Below are 15,382 nucleotides of genomic sequence, written 5' to 3'. Positions count from 1 at the left end.
GGAGTGAATCGTGATGTCCCGTTCGCTTTCGCAAACCGGTGAGTCAAAGCGCCGCTTTAGCTGGCCAACCGGCACGCCGCAAATTGCAGCGCTGCTGGTGGTGCTGCTGGTAGATAGCCTTGTCGCACCGCATTTCTTCCAGATTATTGTTCAGGATGGCCGCCTGTTTGGCAGCCCGATCGATATTTTAAATCGCGCCGCGCCCGTGGCGCTGCTGGCGATTGGGATGACGCTGGTGATCGCCACCGGCGGAATAGATCTCTCCGTCGGCGCGGTGATGGCTATCGCCGGGGCCACGGCAGCCTCAATGACCGTGGCCGGTCACAGCCTGCCGGTGGTACTGCTGGCGGCCTTAGGCACCGGCGTGCTGGCCGGACTATGGAACGGCATTCTGGTGGCGGTGCTGAAAATTCAGCCCTTTGTCGCTACGCTGATCCTGATGGTGGCCGGGCGCGGGGTCGCACAGCTGATCACCTCGGGGCAGATTGTCACCTTCAACTCTCCGAGCCTGGCATGGCTTGGCAGCGGCAACCTTCTGTTCTTCCCGACGCCGGTGATTATTGCCCTGGTCACGCTTATTGTCTTTTGGCTCTTCACCCGCAAAACGGCGCTCGGGATGTTTATTGAGGCGGTGGGGATCAACATTCGCGCCGCGCGCAACGCCGGGGTCAACACCCGCCTGATGGTGATGCTGACCTACGTGCTGAGCGGCGTCTGCGCCGCCATTGCCGGTGTCATCGTCGCCGCCGATATTCGCGGGGCCGATGCCAATAACGCCGGGCTCTGGCTGGAGCTGGATGCGATCCTCGCGGTGGTGATCGGCGGCGGGTCGCTGATGGGCGGGCGCTTTAACCTGCTGCTCTCGGTGATCGGCGCGCTGATCATTCAGGGCATGAACACCGGGATCCTGCTCTCGGGATTCCAGCCGGAACTCAACCAGGTGGTAAAAGCGGTAGTTGTACTCTGCGTGCTGATCGTCCAGTCGCCGCGCTTTGTCAGCATCATTAAGGGGATCCGTGGCCATGATAAAACGTAATTTACCGTTAATGATCACGCTGGGCGTGTTTGTGCTGGGGTATCTCTACTGCCTCACGCAGTTCCCCGGTTTTGCCTCAACGCGCGTGATCTGCAACATTCTGACGGACAACGCCTTTTTAGGCATTATCGCCGTCGGCATGACCTTTGTGATCCTCTCCGGCGGGATCGATCTCTCAGTTGGCTCGGTGATCGCGTTCACGGGGGTATTCCTTGCGAAGGCGATCGGCTTTTGGGGCATCTCGCCGCTGGTGGCGTTTCCGCTGGTGCTGGTGATGGGCTGCGCGTTTGGCGCCTTTATGGGGCTGCTGATCGACGCGCTGAAAATTCCGGCCTTTATCATCACGCTGGCCGGGATGTTTTTCCTGCGCGGCGTAAGTTATCTGGTTTCTGAGGAGTCGATTCCGATTAACCATCCGGTGTATGACACGCTCTCCAGCCTGGCGTGGAAAATTCCCGGCGGCGGTCGCCTGAGCGCGATGGGGCTGCTGATGCTGGGCGTGGTGGTGATTGGCATTTTCCTCGCCCACCGCACCCGGTTCGGCAATCAGGTATACGCCATTGGCGGCAACGCCACGTCGGCCAACCTGATGGGGATCTCAACCCGCAGCACCACCATCCGCATCTATATGCTTTCGACCGGCCTGGCAACGCTGGCGGGTATTGTCTTCTCGGTGTATACCCAGGCGGGCTATGCCCTGGCAGGCGTCGGCGTGGAACTGGATGCGATTGCTTCTGTGGTTATCGGCGGCACGCTGCTCAGCGGCGGGGTAGGGACGGTGCTGGGGACGCTGTTCGGCGTCGCGATTCAGGGGCTGATACAAACCTATATCAACTTTGACGGCACGCTCAGCTCGTGGTGGACGAAGATCGCCATTGGCATTCTGCTGTTTATTTTTATTGCCCTGCAGCGGGGGCTGACGGTGCTCTGGGAGAACCGTCAAAGCTCGCCTGTTACCCGCGTAAACACATCGGTAACAGAGCGATAACACGCTGAATTTGCTTAAAGTCTAAACATTTTCCGGTAGCGGCCGATAATCTTCTTTTATGCCCAGAAATATCTCGCTACCGGAAATAATATCATGCTTAAAACGCTATCGATTCGTACCGGCTTGCTCTCTTTACTGGCCGTTATGACCCTTCTGCTGCTGATTGTCAGCGGCATCGGCATTTATGCCCTCACACAGAGTTCTTCCTCACTGCAGCGCATTAATCACCTTCAGGGTGAGCAGATGGTGCAGCTGAACACCGGCTATACGCTGATCCTGCGCGCGCGCAATGAGGCGGGTCAGGCCGTCCGCATGATGGAAATCGGCATGCTGGACGATGCGGCCAAAGCGGTAAAAAACATCAATCAGGAAGTCGCCCTGGCCCGGAAAACGTTAAAAGGCGTGATTGACGGCGGCGTGGCTGACGAACAGGGGCAGCAGCTCCTCGACAAAGTCGCGGCCAGCCTGGCGACGTATAACCAGCAGGGGATCGGCCCGATGCTGAAAACCCTGAATGACCAGAGCGCAGACAGCTATTACGATCTGCTGGAGAACACGCTGATTCCGGTGGCGAAGCAGTTCGATAACGACGTGCAGGCGTTTCAGAAATGGAGCGAAGCGCGAGGTCAGGCGGAAGTGCGTGCCGTACAGGCGAGTAAAACCCGCGTGCTGATCCTGATTATTGTCGCTGCGCTGCTGACGGCGGGCATTATCGCGCTCGCCTGGCTGGCGCTGCGCCATATGCTGCTCAAGCCGCTCTCGGCGTCGATTGCTCAGCTGGAGAACGTGGCGGCGGGCGATTTAACCCACACGCTGAATGCCCCGGCGAGCCAGGAGTTTAACCGCCTCAACGCGGCGATAGAGGAGATGCGTCAGTCGCTGATGAGCTCGGTTCTGCGGGTTCGCGATGCCAGCTCGCAAATTGATACCGGCAGCCGCGAGCTGACGGCGGGGAACCGGGATCTTGCCGAGCGCACCGAATCCACCGCCACGTCGCTGGAGCAGACCGCCGCCAGCATGGAGCAGATCACCGCCACGGTGAAGCTTAACGCCGACAACGCCGAGCAGGCGCACCAGCTGGCGAAGTCTGTTTCCGACACCGCCGATCACGGCAGCGAAATGGTCTGCTACGTGATTGAAAAAATGCGCGATATCTCCGGCAGTTCGGCGCGCATCGCCGACATCCTGAGCGTGATTGACGGTATTGCCTTCCAGACCAACATTCTGGCGCTTAACGCCTCCGTGGAAGCGGCGCGCGCGGGCGAGCAGGGGCGCGGGTTTGCCGTGGTCGCGGGTGAAGTCCGCAACCTTGCCAGCCGCAGCGCCGACGCGGCGAAAGAGATTCGCTCTCTGATCGGCGATTCGCAGGCCCACGTTAACGAGGGCAGCGAGCTGGCCCAGCAGGCGGGTGAAACGATGGATGAGATTGCCACTGAAGTGCTGCGGATGACCAAACTGATGCGCGAAATTGCCACCGCGTCTCAGGAGCAGAGCCGCGGCATCGAGCAGGTGAATATTGCGGTGAACCAGATGGATGAAACCGCGCAGCAGAATGCGGCGCTGGTGCAGCAATCCTCCGCCGCGACCCGCTCCCTTGAGGAGCAGTCGCGTCAGCTGATGGAAGCCATGTCATCATTCAAAGTGACGGCTCAGACTGCGGCTTAATATTTCCCAGCCCTGATGCGTTCTGTGCCGGGGCTTTATTTCTCGCGGAATTTACCGCCGCAATATTATCGTGAATATCACCCATTAATAATTCCAGCGAGCTGGTTAACGCTAACGCTTTTTCAGTCGGCTCGAGATATAAACCTTTGCGAAAAAATAACGGCTCATCAAACAGTTGATTAAAACGCTTCAACGCCAGGCTCACCGCAGGACGGGACATCTCCAGGCGCAAAGAGGCTTTTGCCATACTGCCGCAGCGGACGACTTCAATAAATACAGGGATAAGATTTAAATCAATGCCGGTATTAGCCCGGGAATAATTTTTCATTGCAATTCTGCTCCAGGAAATAAATGTCAAACTGTTATGGAAATAATGCAGGAGCAGGGGTGAAGATTAAAGCGTGATTTTTATAAACACTTATACGGTAAAATATATAAATGTGTTGGGGAGCCAGACTGGCTCCCCGGGAGAGATATTACGCGTCCGGATACTCACGGATAAAACGTTCAACGTCTTCAACCATATGGTTGTTGCCAACGAAGAACGAACGACGCTGGTGAAGGCTTTCCGGCACGATGTCCAGAATACGCTGTTTACCGTCGCTCGCCTTGCCGCCCGCCTGTTCGGCCAGGAACGCCATCGGGTTGCATTCGTACAGCAGGCGCAGCTTCCCGTCCGGGTGGCTGGCGGTGCTTGGGTAGAGGTAGATACCGCCCTTCAGCAGGTTACGGTGGAAATCCGCGACCAGAGAGCCAATGTAGCGGGACGTGTAAGGGCGCTGGGTCGCTTTATCTTCTTCCTGGCAGAATTTGATGTACTTCTTCACGCCGTTCGGGAACTTGATGTAGTTGCCTTCGTTGATGGAGTAAGTGCTGCCTTTCTCCGGGAAGCGCATACGTTCCTGGCACAGGCAGAAGACGCCCAGCGACGGATCGTAGGTAAAGGCGTGAACCCCGCATCCGGTGGTGTAGACCAGCATGGTGGACGAGCCATAAACGACGTAACCGGCCGCAACCTGGTTACTGCCCGGCTGCAGAAAATCTTCTTCGGTTACCGGCGTACCAACAGGCGTGACGCGGCGGTAGATGGAGAAAATGGTACCGACAGAAACGTTAACGTCGATGTTGGAGGAGCCGTCGAGCGGATCCATCAGTACGACGTATTTCGCGTGTTCACACCCTTCGAATACAACAATTTCATCTTCTTCTTCGGAGGCGATACCCGCAACGATGTCGCGCGCGCGCAGTGCAGCTTTCAGTTTTTCATTTGCGAACAGATCGAGTTTCTGCTGAACCTCGCCCTGAACGTTCTCGGCACCGCTGGCACCCAGGATATCGACCAGACCGGCCTTGTTGATATCACGGTGGATGATCTTAGCGCCCAGCTTTATTGCCGACAGCAAAGCAGTGAGTTCACCCGTAGCATGAGAGAACTCGTGCTGCTTTTCGACAATAAATTCACCTAACGTTTTCATAACACTTTCCCTGCATCTTTGTGAGTAGAGCGATTGTATGTTCACTAAAACGACTAAAGCCCAACAATCTTAACAAATATTCAAATAGTAGCGCAGAGGTGAATCGCGCCAGCAACATACGGATTTACCTGAAATGCGTTTCACAGCCGCTAACATGTGAGTAAAATGTGCGCCACATTAAAGAAGGATAGTGACGTATGCGCATTCATATATTGGGGATTTGTGGCACTTTCATGGGCGGACTGGCAATGCTGGCGCGCTCGCTGGGCCATGAAGTGACAGGTTCGGACGCCAATGTGTATCCGCCGATGAGCACGCTTCTGGAGAAACAGGGCATCTCTTTAATTCAGGGCTACGATGCCAGCCAGCTGGATCCCGAGCCGGATCTGGTCATCATTGGCAACGCCATGACCCGCGGTAACCCGTGCGTTGAAGCGGTGCTGGAACGCAATATTCCGTTCATGTCCGGCCCGCAGTGGCTGCATGATTTCGTGCTGCGCGACCGCTGGGTGGTTGCCGTAGCCGGTACCCACGGCAAAACCACCACCGCCGGCATGGCGACCTGGATCCTCGAAGCCTGCGGCTACAAGCCGGGCTTCGTGATCGGCGGCGTGCCGGGTAACTTCGACGTCTCTGCGCGTCTCGGCGACAGCCCGTTCTTTGTGATTGAAGCGGATGAATACGACTGCGCATTCTTCGACAAGCGTTCCAAATTCGTGCACTACTGCCCGCGCACGCTGATCCTCAACAACCTTGAGTTTGACCACGCGGATATCTTTGACGACCTGAAAGCCATTCAGAAACAGTTCCACCACCTGGTGCGCATTGTTCCGGGCCAGGGCCGCATTATCCTGCCGGAGAACGACATCAACCTGAAGCAGACCCTGGCGATGGGCTGCTGGAGCGAGCAGGAGCTGGTGGGCGAGCAGGGCCACTGGCAGGCGAAAAAACTCAACGCTGATGCCTCCGAGTGGGAAGTACTGCTCGACGGTGAGAAAGTGGGCGAGGTGAAGTGGGGCCTGGTGGGCGAGCACAACATGCACAACGGCCTGATGGCGATCGCCGCGGCGCGCCATGTGGGCGTGCTGCCTGCGGATGCGGCCAATGCGCTGGGGACGTTTATCAACGCCCGCCGCCGCCTGGAGCTGCGCGGCGAAGCGAACGGCGTGACGGTGTATGACGATTTCGCGCACCACCCAACGGCCATTCTGGCGACGCTTGCTGCGTTACGCGGCAAGGTTGGCGGCACCGCGCGCATTCTGGCGGTGCTGGAACCGCGCTCGAACACCATGAAAATGGGCATCTGCAAAGACGACCTCGCACCGTCCCTGGGACGTGCCGACGAAGTCTTCCTGCTGCAGCCGCAGCATATTCCGTGGCAGGTGGCTGAAGTGGCCGACGCCTGCATTCAGCCTGCGCACTGGAGCGCGGACGTGGATGTCTTAGCGGATATGGTGGTGAAAGCCGCACAGCCTGGCGACCACATTCTGGTGATGAGCAACGGCGGGTTCGGTGGGATCCATCAGAAGCTGCTGGACGGTCTGGCGAAGAAAGCCGCGGCCGCAGAGTAAAAAAAAGCCCGGTGGCGCTAGCGCTTACCGGGCTTACATTATCTCTTCTCCCTCTTCCCTTTGGGGTGAGGGGCTTACTCTGCGTTCTCAGACAGCTCGCGCAGATACTGGAAAATCAGACGCGCGGATTTCGGCGGCTTATTCCCCTCTTTCTCTTTCTTCGCGTTGCGGATCAAAGAACGCAGCTGCTGGCGGTCGGCATCCGGCCACAGGTTCAGCACTTCCGGTACCGCATCATCACCCTGTTCAATCAGACGATCGCGGATCTGCTCCAGCTTATGGAACAGCGCAACCTGCTGGTTATGGCGGTTTTTCAGCTTGTCCAGCGCCTGACGGATCGGATCCACGTCGCGCTGACGCAGCATTTTACCGATAAGCTGAAGCTGGCGACGACGGCCTTCTTTCTTGATTTTCTGTGCCAGTTCAATGGCATCACGCAGATCCTGGTCGAGCGGGATCTTATCCAGCGCGTTTTTACCCAGTTCTACCATTTCTGCGCCAAGCTGTTTTAACTCTTCGGCGTCACGTTTAATTTCACTTTTACTGACCCAGATGATCTCATCATCTTCGTCTTCGATGTCATCACCGGGAACGTCGTCGAGCCAGTCTTCGGGCTGCTTAGTCATGTCAGGCTCCTTAAAAAAAGAGGCTAATGTTACCAGTTAAGACGCGCACTGAAAAACGGTTCTCTGTTAGACTTCACTTAACTCTCTCTTACAGTATGGCATTTGCGATGAAAGTAACCTCACAAGTTGAAGCGCAGCGTAAGATTCTGGAAGAAGCCGTCTCCACCGCGCTGACGCTCGCTTCAGGTAAATCAGATGGCGCCGAAGTGGCGGTCAGCAAAACCACCGGCATTAGCGTGAGCACCCGCTATGGCGAAGTGGAGAATGTAGAATTTAACAGCGATGGCGCGCTTGGGATCACGGTGTATCACCAGAACCGCAAAGGCAGCGCGTCGTCCACCGATCTCAGCCCGGATGCCATCGCCCGCACGGTGCAGGCGGCGCTGGATATCGCCCGTTACACCTCTCCGGATCCTTACGCAGGCGTGGCGGATAAAGATCTGCTGGCGTTTGACGCGCCGGATCTCGATCTGTTCCATCCGGCGGAAGTGACCCCGGACGAAGCCATTGAGCTGGCCGCGCGCGCCGAGCAGGCGTCTTTGCAGGCTGACAAGCGCATCACAAATACCGAAGGCGGCAGCTTCAACAGCCACTACGGCATCAAAGTTTTCGGCAACAGCCACGGCATGCTGCAGGGCTACTGCTCCACCCGTCACTCGCTTTCAAGCTGCGTAATTGCCGAAGAGAACGGCGACATGGAGCGTGACTACGCCTACACCATTGGCCGCGCGCTGGGGGATTTGCAGTCTCCTGAGTGGGTGGGCAAAGAGTGTGCCGAACGCACGCTGTCTCGCCTGTCGCCGCGTAAACTCTCCACCATGAAGGCCCCGGTCATTTTTGCCAATGAAGTGGCGACCGGCCTGTTTGGTCATCTGGTGGGCGCTATCGCGGGCGGCTCGGTGTACCGTAAATCGACCTTCCTGCTCGACTCGCTGGGCAAGCAGATCCTGCCGGAGTGGCTGACTATCGAAGAACATCCGCACCTGCTGAAAGGGCTGGCCTCCACGCCATTCGACAGCGAAGGCGTGCGCACGGAACGCCGCGATATTGTTAAAGACGGCATTCTGACCCAGTGGCTGCTGACCAACTACTCCGCGCGCAAGCTGGGGCTGAAAAGCACCGGACATGCGGGCGGGATCCACAACTGGCGCATTGCCGGTCAGGGCCTGAACTTCGAGCAGATGCTGAAAGAGATGGGCACCGGTCTGGTGGTCACCGAACTGATGGGCCAGGGCGTAAGCGGCATCACCGGCGACTATTCTCGCGGTGCGGCAGGCTTCTGGGTCGAAAACGGCGAAATTCAGTATCCGGTGAGCGAAATTACCATCGCCGGTAACCTGAAGGACATGTGGCGCAATATCGTTACGGTCGGTAACGATATTGAAACACGTAGCAATATACAGTGTGGTTCTGTGTTACTGCCGGAAATGAAAATCGCCGGCCAGTAATACCCGTAAAGGCGTTTTAATAATAAAAAAGGAAGTGAGCAATGCGTAAACACCTGTTAGCGATCGTCGCGGCTTCAACGCTGGTTCTTGGCTCTTCTGCGTTTGCTGCCGATCTCGAAGACAACATGGACATCCTCAGTCAAAACCTGAAGGTAGTGCAGAAAACGGACAATGCGGCGGAAATGAAAGGCGCACTGACCAAAATGCGTGAAGCGGCGCTGGACGCGCAAAAAGCGACGCCGCCAAAGCTGGAAAGCAAAGCGGCAGACAGCGCAGAGATGAAAGACTATCGCCACGGCTTTGACGTACTGGTCGGTCAGATCGACGGCGCGCTGAAGCTGGCTAACGAAGGCAAAGTGAAGGAAGCCCAGGCGGCGGCCGACCAGTTTGTGGCGACGCGCAACACGTATCACAAGAAATACCGTTAATTGGGTGCCTGAGCTGTACGTCCTTCCTCCGTATGCGGAGGCGCACTAAGCGCCCCCGCATCCTTGCTCCCTACTGGCCGGAGCGACAATCCATCCGCGCTGTCACTTCAAGCGAGCCGTTTCGAAAACGGATCTCGCACAGTGTTTTCCTCGTCACCAGCGTTAAGATGATTATTGTCAAAGCAACAATCATCGAAACCCGGATAATTGGGGATTGGCGTTTCATGGATGCCTCCTTGCTTTAAAGCGGGCGAGGTAGCGAACTCCACGGTCCGACGTGTCGTTTCGAGCCCCCGCCCTGATTTTCTATCAGGCGGGGCTTTCCACTTTCCGTCCCATGCCTGAGACGGTCAGTCTCAAGCACCCGCAGCCACTCTAGCGAATCCCCATAAGAAAACCTTATCCACGTCACATTTCTACGAGCCTGCTCGTAAACTTTTCCACTCCGCTTACCTGTTTAGTGCCGCTTAATAGCGTGATATTCATCACGTAAATGCGGCCGTTAATCCAGATTCACCATATTTATGTGGCACAGATCACTGCTGCGGCTCGCCTTTCCACTTCGAAGTGGAAAACAACTCGCTACAAACCCTTCACGCCCAACGTTAGTTTTATTCCAGAGCCATTAACGGGGTAAGACGAGTGATTAACGGAGCGGTAATGAACGACGTTGGGGAACAGGCGGTGCAAACAGAACAGCTCGCGAACACCATGCTGCAGCAGGTTTATGCCCTGCTGGCCCGGCACAACATCATCCCCAATGCGGTACAGGAGCAGATGCTCACCTCCCACGTTCGCGCAATGGCGCACCGGTCCGTGACCGGCGAGCCGCTGCCGGAGGTTGAAGCAGAGCTGTTCGACGAAATTTCACCAGATTCAATGCAGCTTGCCCGTGAAGTGGTGGCGCAGTTTGGCAACCTTCCTGATGAAGAGGCCTGGCTGCTCTCCGTTCACTTTGAAGTCGCGAAAGACAACCTTTAAGGAGCAACACATGGAACAGATTACAGTCGTGATTGGCGATCGCCTGGGTAAAGGTCAGAAAGTGGCTGCGGGTGTGGAAAAAGCAGGTGGACGTGCAGTGGTTGTGCCGGGCATGGCGGCGGACATGAAGCTCGGGGACGTAATGAAAGCGGAAAACGCCACCTTCGGCATCTCCTTCTGCGGCAGCGGCGGCGCGGGTGCCATCACCGCCCAAACCAAATATGGCTACAAGGCCAAATACGGCATGCGTTCCGTGGAAGAGGGCGTGACCGCCATCAACGAAGGCTGCAACGTGCTGGGCTTTGGCTTTATGGATAAAGAAGAGCTGGGCGAGCGTCTGGTGCAGGCGTGGCAGAAGAAATACGGCGCATAAGCATGAAAGAACAGTTCACAACCACGGTGAGAGTGAAGGGGAAGGGCGATGCCAAAGCGCGCGCCTTTGCCGATGCCCTCAACCACGTTCAGGCCGCGGTGATGAAAGCCTCACCGCATATCTTACTGCGTATTGAGCCACAGGATGTGCAGGTTGTTCAGGCGCAAGAAGCGGTGCGTAAAGAAGCGTTTCTGTTCTTCTTTTTGCGCCGGGAAAGACGCACCTACAGCGTGGAGCTGGATGTGACCGTCAACGTGACCGCCATCAATCTTGACCGGGTGGATTTCGTCACGCAACGCTGATTATTCATAAAAGGGCAGACTGATGTTCTTAATTATATTAATAAAATCGCTCATCATTGGCGGCCTGGTTGGCGTCGGTGTCGGAGCCGGGGCTGCACGCATGTTTCATGCGCCTACCACTCAGGGTATGGGCGCGTTTCGTACGTTGGGGGAACTGAACTCCTGTGAAGGGGATCCGGCGTCCCACTTCTCCTTTGGGTTAGGTTTCTTCTTTAACGCCTGGGCCTCTTCCGTGGCTGCAGGTGCCTTCACACAGGACGTTGACCACCGCATCATCCCGAACTGGGGTGCTGCTGCACTGATGATCAAAAACCGTAACGTCGGCGAAACGCTGCACGATCCCCGCAAAATGGCGATTGCCTGCGGCGTGATTGGCATGCTCGTCGTCACCTTCCTGAACCTGACCGCCTCCTCCGTGCCGGCAGCGCTGCAGGTCACCGCCGTGAAGGTGCTGGTGCCTGCCGCGAACCTGCTGGTTAACACCGTGATGCCGGTGATCTTCTGGCTGGCGGCCATCGACGCGGGTAAAAAATCGGGCTTCTGGGCCACCATCTTTGGCGGCGCGGCGCAGCTGATCATGGGGAACGCCGTACCGGGTCTGGTTCTCGGCATCCTGATCGGTAAAGGCGTTGAGGAGAGCGGCTGGAACCACGTCACCAAAGTGATGATGGCGGCGATCGTCCTGCTGTTCGTGTTGAGCGGCTTCTTCCGCGGCTTCGACATGAAGATGATCGAATCCTTCCATCTGACCGTGCCGAACTGGCTCGACATGATCCACAACTCGCTCAGCGGTAAATAACAGGAGCCTCTAAATGGAACAGAATAAAGGTTTTTGGTATGCCGACTGGTCGTTCCCGATCTTCGTTGGCCTGCTCTCCTCCGGCGTCTTCGCCGGGACGCACATGTACTACCTCTACGGCATCGGCGCGTTTAACGAAGTGGCCTTCGTGGCGATGCTGAAAGCGGGAATCGATACCGGCGTCTACGGCGCGGTGGCGGCGTTCGGCGCGAGCTTCCTGTTCGCCCGCATTATTGAAGGGTCGCTGGTGGGTATTCTCGACATCGGTGGGGCGATCCAGACCGGCGTGGGCCTCGGCGTACCGGCGCTGCTGCTGGGCGCGGGGATCATGTTCCCGGTGACCAACTTCATTGCCTCGCTGATTACCGGCCTGGTGATTGGTCTGGCGATTGGCTACGTCATCATCCTGGCGCGTAAGTTCACCATCAACCAGAGCAACTCCACCTACGGCGCAGACGTGATGATGGGCGCGGGTAACGCCTCCGGCCGCTTCCTCGGGCCGCTGATTATCCTCAGCGCGATGACCGCCTCCATTCCAATCGGCGTCGGTTCGCTGGTAGGCGCGCTGCTGTTCTACATCTGGCAGAAGCCGATTACCGGTGGCGCCATCCTCGGCGCAATGATTTTGGGCTGGCTGTTCCCGGTCGCCCTTTAATACCCGCGGGCGCATCTGCGCCCGCCCTATCAGGAGATCCTCATGTTTGATTTACTCCTGCGCCGTGCGCGCCTCGCCGACGATACCCTGACCGATATCGCCATTCAGGACGGGAAGATCGCCGCGACGGGCGAAATTGACGCTCCGGCCCGTAAAACGGTTGAGCTTAACGGTGACGTGTACGTTAGCGCGGGCTGGATTGACTCCCACGTTCACTGCTACCCGAACTCACCGATTTACCACGACGAGCCGGACAGCGTGGGCATTGCCACCGGCGTCACTACCGTGGTGGACGCGGGCAGTACCGGGGCCGACGACGTGGACGATTTTTATGAAATCACCCGCAAAGCCTCCACCGACGTCTTTGCCCTCCTGAATATCTCCCGCGTGGGGCTGATTGCCCAGAACGAATTGGCCAACATGGCAAACATTGACGCCGATGCGGTGAAGCAGGCGGTGAAGCGCCACCCTGATTTTATTGTCGGCCTGAAGGCGCGCATGAGCAGCAGCGTGGTCGGTGAAAACGGCATCACGCCGCTGGAGCGCGCCAAAGCGATCCAGAAAGAGAATGGCGACTTGCCGCTGATGGTGCACATCGGTAACAACCCGCCGAACCTCGACGAAATCGCCGAGCTGTTAAGCTCCGGCGACATCATTACCCACTGCTATAACGGGAAGCCTAACCGCATTCTGACGCCGTCCGGCGAGCTGCGCGCCTCCATCACCTCCGCCCTTAAGCGCGGCGTGCGTCTGGACGTCGGCCACGGCACGGCGAGCTTCAGCTTTGAGGTGGCGAAACGCGCCATCGCGATGGGCATTCTGCCGCACACCATCAGCTCGGATATCTACTGCCGCAACCGCATCAACGGCCCGGTGGGCTCGCTGGCAAGCGTGATGTCGAAGTTTCTCGCCATCGGCATGTCATTGCCGCAGGTGATTGACTGCGTGACCTCGAACGCCGCCGACGGCCTGCGCCTGACGCGCAAGGGCCGCATCCAGCCGGGTCTCGACGCCGACCTGACGCTGTTCACGATTAAACGCCAGCCAACGGTGCTGACGGACGCTGAAAACGACAGCCTGCAGGCTGAACACATTCTGGTGCCGCTTGCCGCGATCCGCGCGGGCAAGGGCTACATGACCGAACAAGGGAGCACGGAACATGCCTTCGATTTATGAGAAGTATAATTTAAAGCAGGTTATCAACACCTCTGGCCGCATGACGGCGCTGGGCGTCTCCACGCCGCGCCCGGAAGTAGTGCAGGCGGCGATGGACGGCATGAATCATTACTTCGAGATGAAGGATCTGGTCAATAAAACCGGGGAATACATCGCGAAGCTGCTGGATGTGGAAGGCGCGACGGTGGTCTCCTGCGCGTCGGCGGGCATCGCCCAGTCCGTGGCGGCGGTGCTGGTAAAAGACAGCGACTGGCTGCTGGAAAACCTGCACGTCACCCCTATCGAGAACAATGAAATCGTCCTGCCGAAAGGCCACAACGTTAACTTTGGCGCGCCGGTCGGCACCATGGTGGCGCTGGGCGGCGGCAAGCTGGTGGAAGCGGGTTACGCCAACGAATGTTCCGCCGATCAGCTGGCGGCGGCCATCACCCCGCGCACGGCGGCGATCCTCTACATCAAATCGCACCACTGCGTGCAGAAAAGCATGCTCAGCGTCGAGCAGGCGGCAGTCGTCGCACGTAAACACTCCCTGCCGCTGATCGTTGATGCCGCGGCGGAAGAAGATCTGCACGTGTACTACCGCTCCGGCGCGGATCTGGTGATTTACAGCGGCGCGAAGGCGATCGAGGGGCCAACCAGCGGCCTGGTGATCGGCAAAACCCAGTACGTTGAGTGGGTGAAGCGCCAGACGGCGGGCATTGGCCGCGCCATGAAGGTGGGTAAAGAGGGGATCCTCGGCCTGACCTGCGCCATCGAACACTACCTGACGGCCACCAAAGAGAGCGGTGCCGAGATGGTGGCGAAGATGACACCGTTTATCGACGCGCTCAACACCCTGAACGGCGTCACCGCGCGCGTGGTCTGGGACAGCGCGGGTCGCGATATCGCCCGCACCGAAATTAAGTTCGACGAAGCCACCACTGGCGTCGGCACGGGTGACCTGGTGAACGCGCTCAAGCAGGGCGAATACGCCATCTATTTCCGTGGCTACAAGGCCAACGAAGGGATTATCGAAGCGGACGTGCGCAGCGTAAGTGCTGACCAGCTGAACATCGTCTACCGCCGCATTAGCGAAGTATTAGGACAGGAGAAAAACGCATGAAACTGACCCCCAATTTTTACCGTGACCGCGTCTGCCTGAACGTGCTGGCCGGCTCAAAGGCCAACGCCAGCGCCATTTACGAGGCGGCGGAAGGTCACGTGCTGGTGGGCGTGCTCTCCAAAAATTACCCGGACGTGGCGAGCGCGGTCGCGGATATGCGTGAATACGCGGCGCTGATTGATAACGCGCTCTCCGTGGGCCTCGGCGCGGGCGATCCGAACCAGTCGGCGATGGTGAGCGAGATCTCCCGCCAGGTGCAGCCGCAGCACGTTAATCAGGTCTTCACCGGCGTGGCCGCGAGCCGCGCGCTGCTGGGGCAGAATGAATCGGTGGTCAATGGCCTGGTCTCTCCGACCGGTACCGTCGGCATGGTGAAAATCTCCACCGGCCCGCTGAGCAGCAAAGCGCCGGACGGCATCGTGCCGGTTGAAACGGCGATTGCCCTGCTGAAAGACTTCGGCGGCAGCTCGATCAAGTACTTCCCGATGGGCGGCCTCAAGTGCCGTGACGAATACCAGGCGGTGGCGGAAGCCTGCGCCCGTCACGACTTCTGGCTGGAGCCGACGGGGGGTATCGATCTGGAAAACTATGAGGCGATCCTGCAGATCGCCCTCGACGCGGGCGTGAGCAAAATCATCCCGCATATCTACAGTTCAATTATCGACAAAGCCAGCGGCGATACGCGTCCCGAAGATGTGCGTACGCTGCTGGCGATGACGAAGAAGCTGGTGAAGTAGAACTCACACATATAAAGGAG

18 protein-coding genes are annotated in these 15,382 nt (G+C 57.9%); 14 read left to right on the top strand and 4 right to left on the bottom strand.

Annotation, left to right across the window (positions count from 1 at the left end):
* Positions 1 to 10 precede the first annotated feature (10 nt).
* The 3 genes from ytfT (at position 11) to IM265_RS07045 (ending at position 3,689) form a co-directional block, all read left to right on the top strand.
* On the top strand, positions 11 to 1,036 hold the full coding sequence (gene ytfT, locus IM265_RS07055) for a galactofuranose ABC transporter, ATP-binding protein YtfT (RefSeq protein ID WP_162268710.1): 1,026 nt from the start codon (positions 11 to 13) through the stop codon (positions 1,034 to 1,036).
* Positions 1,023 to 2,024 (top strand): galactofuranose ABC transporter, permease protein YjfF, encoded by a 1,002-nt coding sequence (gene yjfF, locus IM265_RS07050; RefSeq protein WP_021240694.1) that lies wholly within the window; start codon positions 1,023 to 1,025, stop codon positions 2,022 to 2,024. Before ytfT ends, yjfF begins: the two co-directional genes overlap by 14 nt.
* Before the next feature lie 93 nt (positions 2,025 to 2,117).
* Entirely contained in the window at positions 2,118 to 3,689 is a 1,572-nt protein-coding gene (locus IM265_RS07045; protein WP_193030102.1) for a methyl-accepting chemotaxis protein, read from the top strand.
* On the opposite strand, the gene IM265_RS07040 is transcribed toward IM265_RS07045, so the two are convergent.
* Positions 3,661 to 4,017 (bottom strand): LysR family transcriptional regulator, encoded by a 357-nt coding sequence (locus IM265_RS07040; RefSeq protein ID WP_049138563.1) that lies wholly within the window; start codon positions 4,015 to 4,017, stop codon positions 3,661 to 3,663. The genes IM265_RS07045 and IM265_RS07040 overlap by 29 nt on opposite strands.
* Before the next feature lie 148 nt (positions 4,018 to 4,165).
* Positions 4,166 to 5,164, bottom strand: a complete 999-nt coding sequence (fbp, locus tag IM265_RS07035; protein WP_028015293.1) for a class 1 fructose-bisphosphatase — start codon at positions 5,162 to 5,164, stop codon at positions 4,166 to 4,168.
* Positions 5,165 to 5,361: 197 nt separating this feature from the next.
* Between fbp and mpl the strand changes: the two genes are divergently transcribed.
* The gene (gene mpl / locus IM265_RS07030) at positions 5,362 to 6,735 is read left to right on the top strand and encodes a UDP-N-acetylmuramate:L-alanyl-gamma-D-glutamyl-meso-diaminopimelate ligase (protein WP_048999482.1); all 1,374 of its coding nucleotides are present in this window, start codon (positions 5,362 to 5,364) and stop codon (positions 6,733 to 6,735) included.
* A 74-nt stretch (positions 6,736 to 6,809) separates the two neighbouring features.
* Here the strand turns inward: mpl and yjgA are convergent, their stop codons facing one another.
* Entirely contained in the window at positions 6,810 to 7,361 is a 552-nt protein-coding gene (gene yjgA, locus IM265_RS07025; protein WP_028015295.1) for a ribosome biogenesis factor YjgA, read from the bottom strand.
* A 95-nt stretch (positions 7,362 to 7,456) separates the two neighbouring features.
* Here yjgA and pmbA point away from each other — a divergent pair, with 95 nt between their 5' ends.
* Both pmbA and cybC read left to right on the top strand, forming a co-directional pair.
* Positions 7,457 to 8,809: a metalloprotease PmbA gene (gene pmbA, locus IM265_RS07020; protein WP_032644960.1), complete on the top strand. Its 1,353-nt coding sequence runs from the start codon at positions 7,457 to 7,459 to the stop codon at positions 8,807 to 8,809.
* Between the two features lie 41 nt (positions 8,810 to 8,850).
* Complete coding sequence (gene cybC / locus IM265_RS07015) at positions 8,851 to 9,237, top strand: cytochrome b562 (protein WP_028015297.1); 387 nt, start codon at positions 8,851 to 8,853, stop codon at positions 9,235 to 9,237.
* Positions 9,238 to 9,307: 70 nt separating this feature from the next.
* Here cybC and IM265_RS07010 read toward each other — a convergent pair whose 3' ends face one another.
* Complete coding sequence (locus IM265_RS07010; protein ID WP_223825222.1) at positions 9,308 to 9,430, bottom strand: Hok/Gef family protein; 123 nt, start codon at positions 9,428 to 9,430, stop codon at positions 9,308 to 9,310.
* A 449-nt stretch (positions 9,431 to 9,879) separates the two neighbouring features.
* On the opposite strand from IM265_RS07010, the gene IM265_RS07005 reads away from it, so the two are divergent.
* Genes IM265_RS07005 through IM265_RS06970 form a run of 8 tightly spaced genes read left to right on the top strand, consistent with a single transcriptional unit; the run spans position 9,880 to position 15,362 of the window.
* Entirely contained in the window at positions 9,880 to 10,218 is a 339-nt protein-coding gene (locus IM265_RS07005; RefSeq protein WP_026080657.1) for a PRD domain-containing protein, read from the top strand.
* A 10-nt stretch (positions 10,219 to 10,228) separates the two neighbouring features.
* Positions 10,229 to 10,591, top strand: coding sequence for an SFCGS family glycine-rich protein (locus IM265_RS07000; RefSeq protein ID WP_023293430.1), 363 nt, complete (start codon positions 10,229 to 10,231; stop codon positions 10,589 to 10,591).
* A gap of 2 nt (positions 10,592 to 10,593) precedes the next feature.
* The gene (locus IM265_RS06995) at positions 10,594 to 10,893 is read left to right on the top strand and encodes a DUF4312 family protein (protein WP_008501409.1); all 300 of its coding nucleotides are present in this window, start codon (positions 10,594 to 10,596) and stop codon (positions 10,891 to 10,893) included.
* Positions 10,894 to 10,915: 22 nt separating this feature from the next.
* Positions 10,916 to 11,692 (top strand): DUF4311 domain-containing protein, encoded by a 777-nt coding sequence (locus IM265_RS06990; protein ID WP_023310182.1) that lies wholly within the window; start codon positions 10,916 to 10,918, stop codon positions 11,690 to 11,692.
* 13 nt (positions 11,693 to 11,705) lie between these two features.
* Complete coding sequence (locus tag IM265_RS06985) at positions 11,706 to 12,347, top strand: DUF4310 family protein (RefSeq protein ID WP_003856081.1); 642 nt, start codon at positions 11,706 to 11,708, stop codon at positions 12,345 to 12,347.
* Positions 12,348 to 12,389: 42 nt separating this feature from the next.
* Positions 12,390 to 13,523 carry an amidohydrolase/deacetylase family metallohydrolase gene (locus tag IM265_RS06980; protein ID WP_028015298.1) on the top strand — a complete coding sequence of 378 codons (1,134 nt, stop codon included), beginning with the start codon at positions 12,390 to 12,392 and terminating at the stop codon, positions 13,521 to 13,523.
* On the top strand, positions 13,507 to 14,625 hold the full coding sequence (locus IM265_RS06975) for a DgaE family pyridoxal phosphate-dependent ammonia lyase (RefSeq protein WP_028015299.1): 1,119 nt from the start codon (positions 13,507 to 13,509) through the stop codon (positions 14,623 to 14,625). The genes IM265_RS06980 and IM265_RS06975 overlap by 17 nt, the downstream gene beginning before the upstream one ends.
* Positions 14,622 to 15,362 carry a KDGP aldolase family protein gene (locus IM265_RS06970; RefSeq protein WP_041911457.1) on the top strand — a complete coding sequence of 247 codons (741 nt, stop codon included), beginning with the start codon at positions 14,622 to 14,624 and terminating at the stop codon, positions 15,360 to 15,362. Before IM265_RS06975 ends, IM265_RS06970 begins: the two co-directional genes overlap by 4 nt.
* The last annotated feature ends 20 nt before the right edge of the window (positions 15,363 to 15,382 follow it).

Source organism: Enterobacter cloacae complex sp. P17RS (assembly GCF_014895885.1).
Lineage (GTDB): Bacteria > Pseudomonadota > Gammaproteobacteria > Enterobacterales > Enterobacteriaceae > Enterobacter > Enterobacter bugandensis.
Note: the sequence above shows the minus strand (reverse complement) of the source record. Positions and strands in the feature narration are given on the sequence as shown.

What these genes read in the sequence shown, in the direction of transcription:
- pmbA (WP_032644960.1), top strand. Translation starts at nt 7,457, where the DNA reads ATGGCATTTGCGATGAAAGTAACCTCACAAGTTGAAGCGCAGCGTAAG.
- yjfF (WP_021240694.1), top strand. Translation starts at nt 1,023, where the DNA reads ATGATAAAACGTAATTTACCGTTAATGATCACGCTGGGCGTGTTTGTG.
- IM265_RS06980 (WP_028015298.1), top strand. Translation starts at nt 12,390, where the DNA reads ATGTTTGATTTACTCCTGCGCCGTGCGCGCCTCGCCGACGATACCCTG.
- IM265_RS06990 (WP_023310182.1), top strand. Translation starts at nt 10,916, where the DNA reads ATGTTCTTAATTATATTAATAAAATCGCTCATCATTGGCGGCCTGGTT.
- IM265_RS06995 (WP_008501409.1), top strand. Translation starts at nt 10,594, where the DNA reads ATGAAAGAACAGTTCACAACCACGGTGAGAGTGAAGGGGAAGGGCGAT.
- IM265_RS07000 (WP_023293430.1), top strand. Translation starts at nt 10,229, where the DNA reads ATGGAACAGATTACAGTCGTGATTGGCGATCGCCTGGGTAAAGGTCAG.
- fbp (WP_028015293.1), bottom strand. Translation starts at nt 5,164, where the DNA reads ATGAAAACGTTAGGTGAATTTATTGTCGAAAAGCAGCACGAGTTCTCT.
- IM265_RS06975 (WP_028015299.1), top strand. Translation starts at nt 13,507, where the DNA reads ATGCCTTCGATTTATGAGAAGTATAATTTAAAGCAGGTTATCAACACC.
- IM265_RS07010 (WP_223825222.1), bottom strand. Translation starts at nt 9,430, where the DNA reads ATGATTGTTGCTTTGACAATAATCATCTTAACGCTGGTGACGAGGAAA.
- IM265_RS06985 (WP_003856081.1), top strand. Translation starts at nt 11,706, where the DNA reads ATGGAACAGAATAAAGGTTTTTGGTATGCCGACTGGTCGTTCCCGATC.
- mpl (WP_048999482.1), top strand. Translation starts at nt 5,362, where the DNA reads ATGCGCATTCATATATTGGGGATTTGTGGCACTTTCATGGGCGGACTG.
- IM265_RS06970 (WP_041911457.1), top strand. Translation starts at nt 14,622, where the DNA reads ATGAAACTGACCCCCAATTTTTACCGTGACCGCGTCTGCCTGAACGTG.
- IM265_RS07045 (WP_193030102.1), top strand. Translation starts at nt 2,118, where the DNA reads ATGCTTAAAACGCTATCGATTCGTACCGGCTTGCTCTCTTTACTGGCC.
- IM265_RS07040 (WP_049138563.1), bottom strand. Translation starts at nt 4,017, where the DNA reads ATGAAAAATTATTCCCGGGCTAATACCGGCATTGATTTAAATCTTATC.
- yjgA (WP_028015295.1), bottom strand. Translation starts at nt 7,361, where the DNA reads ATGACTAAGCAGCCCGAAGACTGGCTCGACGACGTTCCCGGTGATGAC.
- cybC (WP_028015297.1), top strand. Translation starts at nt 8,851, where the DNA reads ATGCGTAAACACCTGTTAGCGATCGTCGCGGCTTCAACGCTGGTTCTT.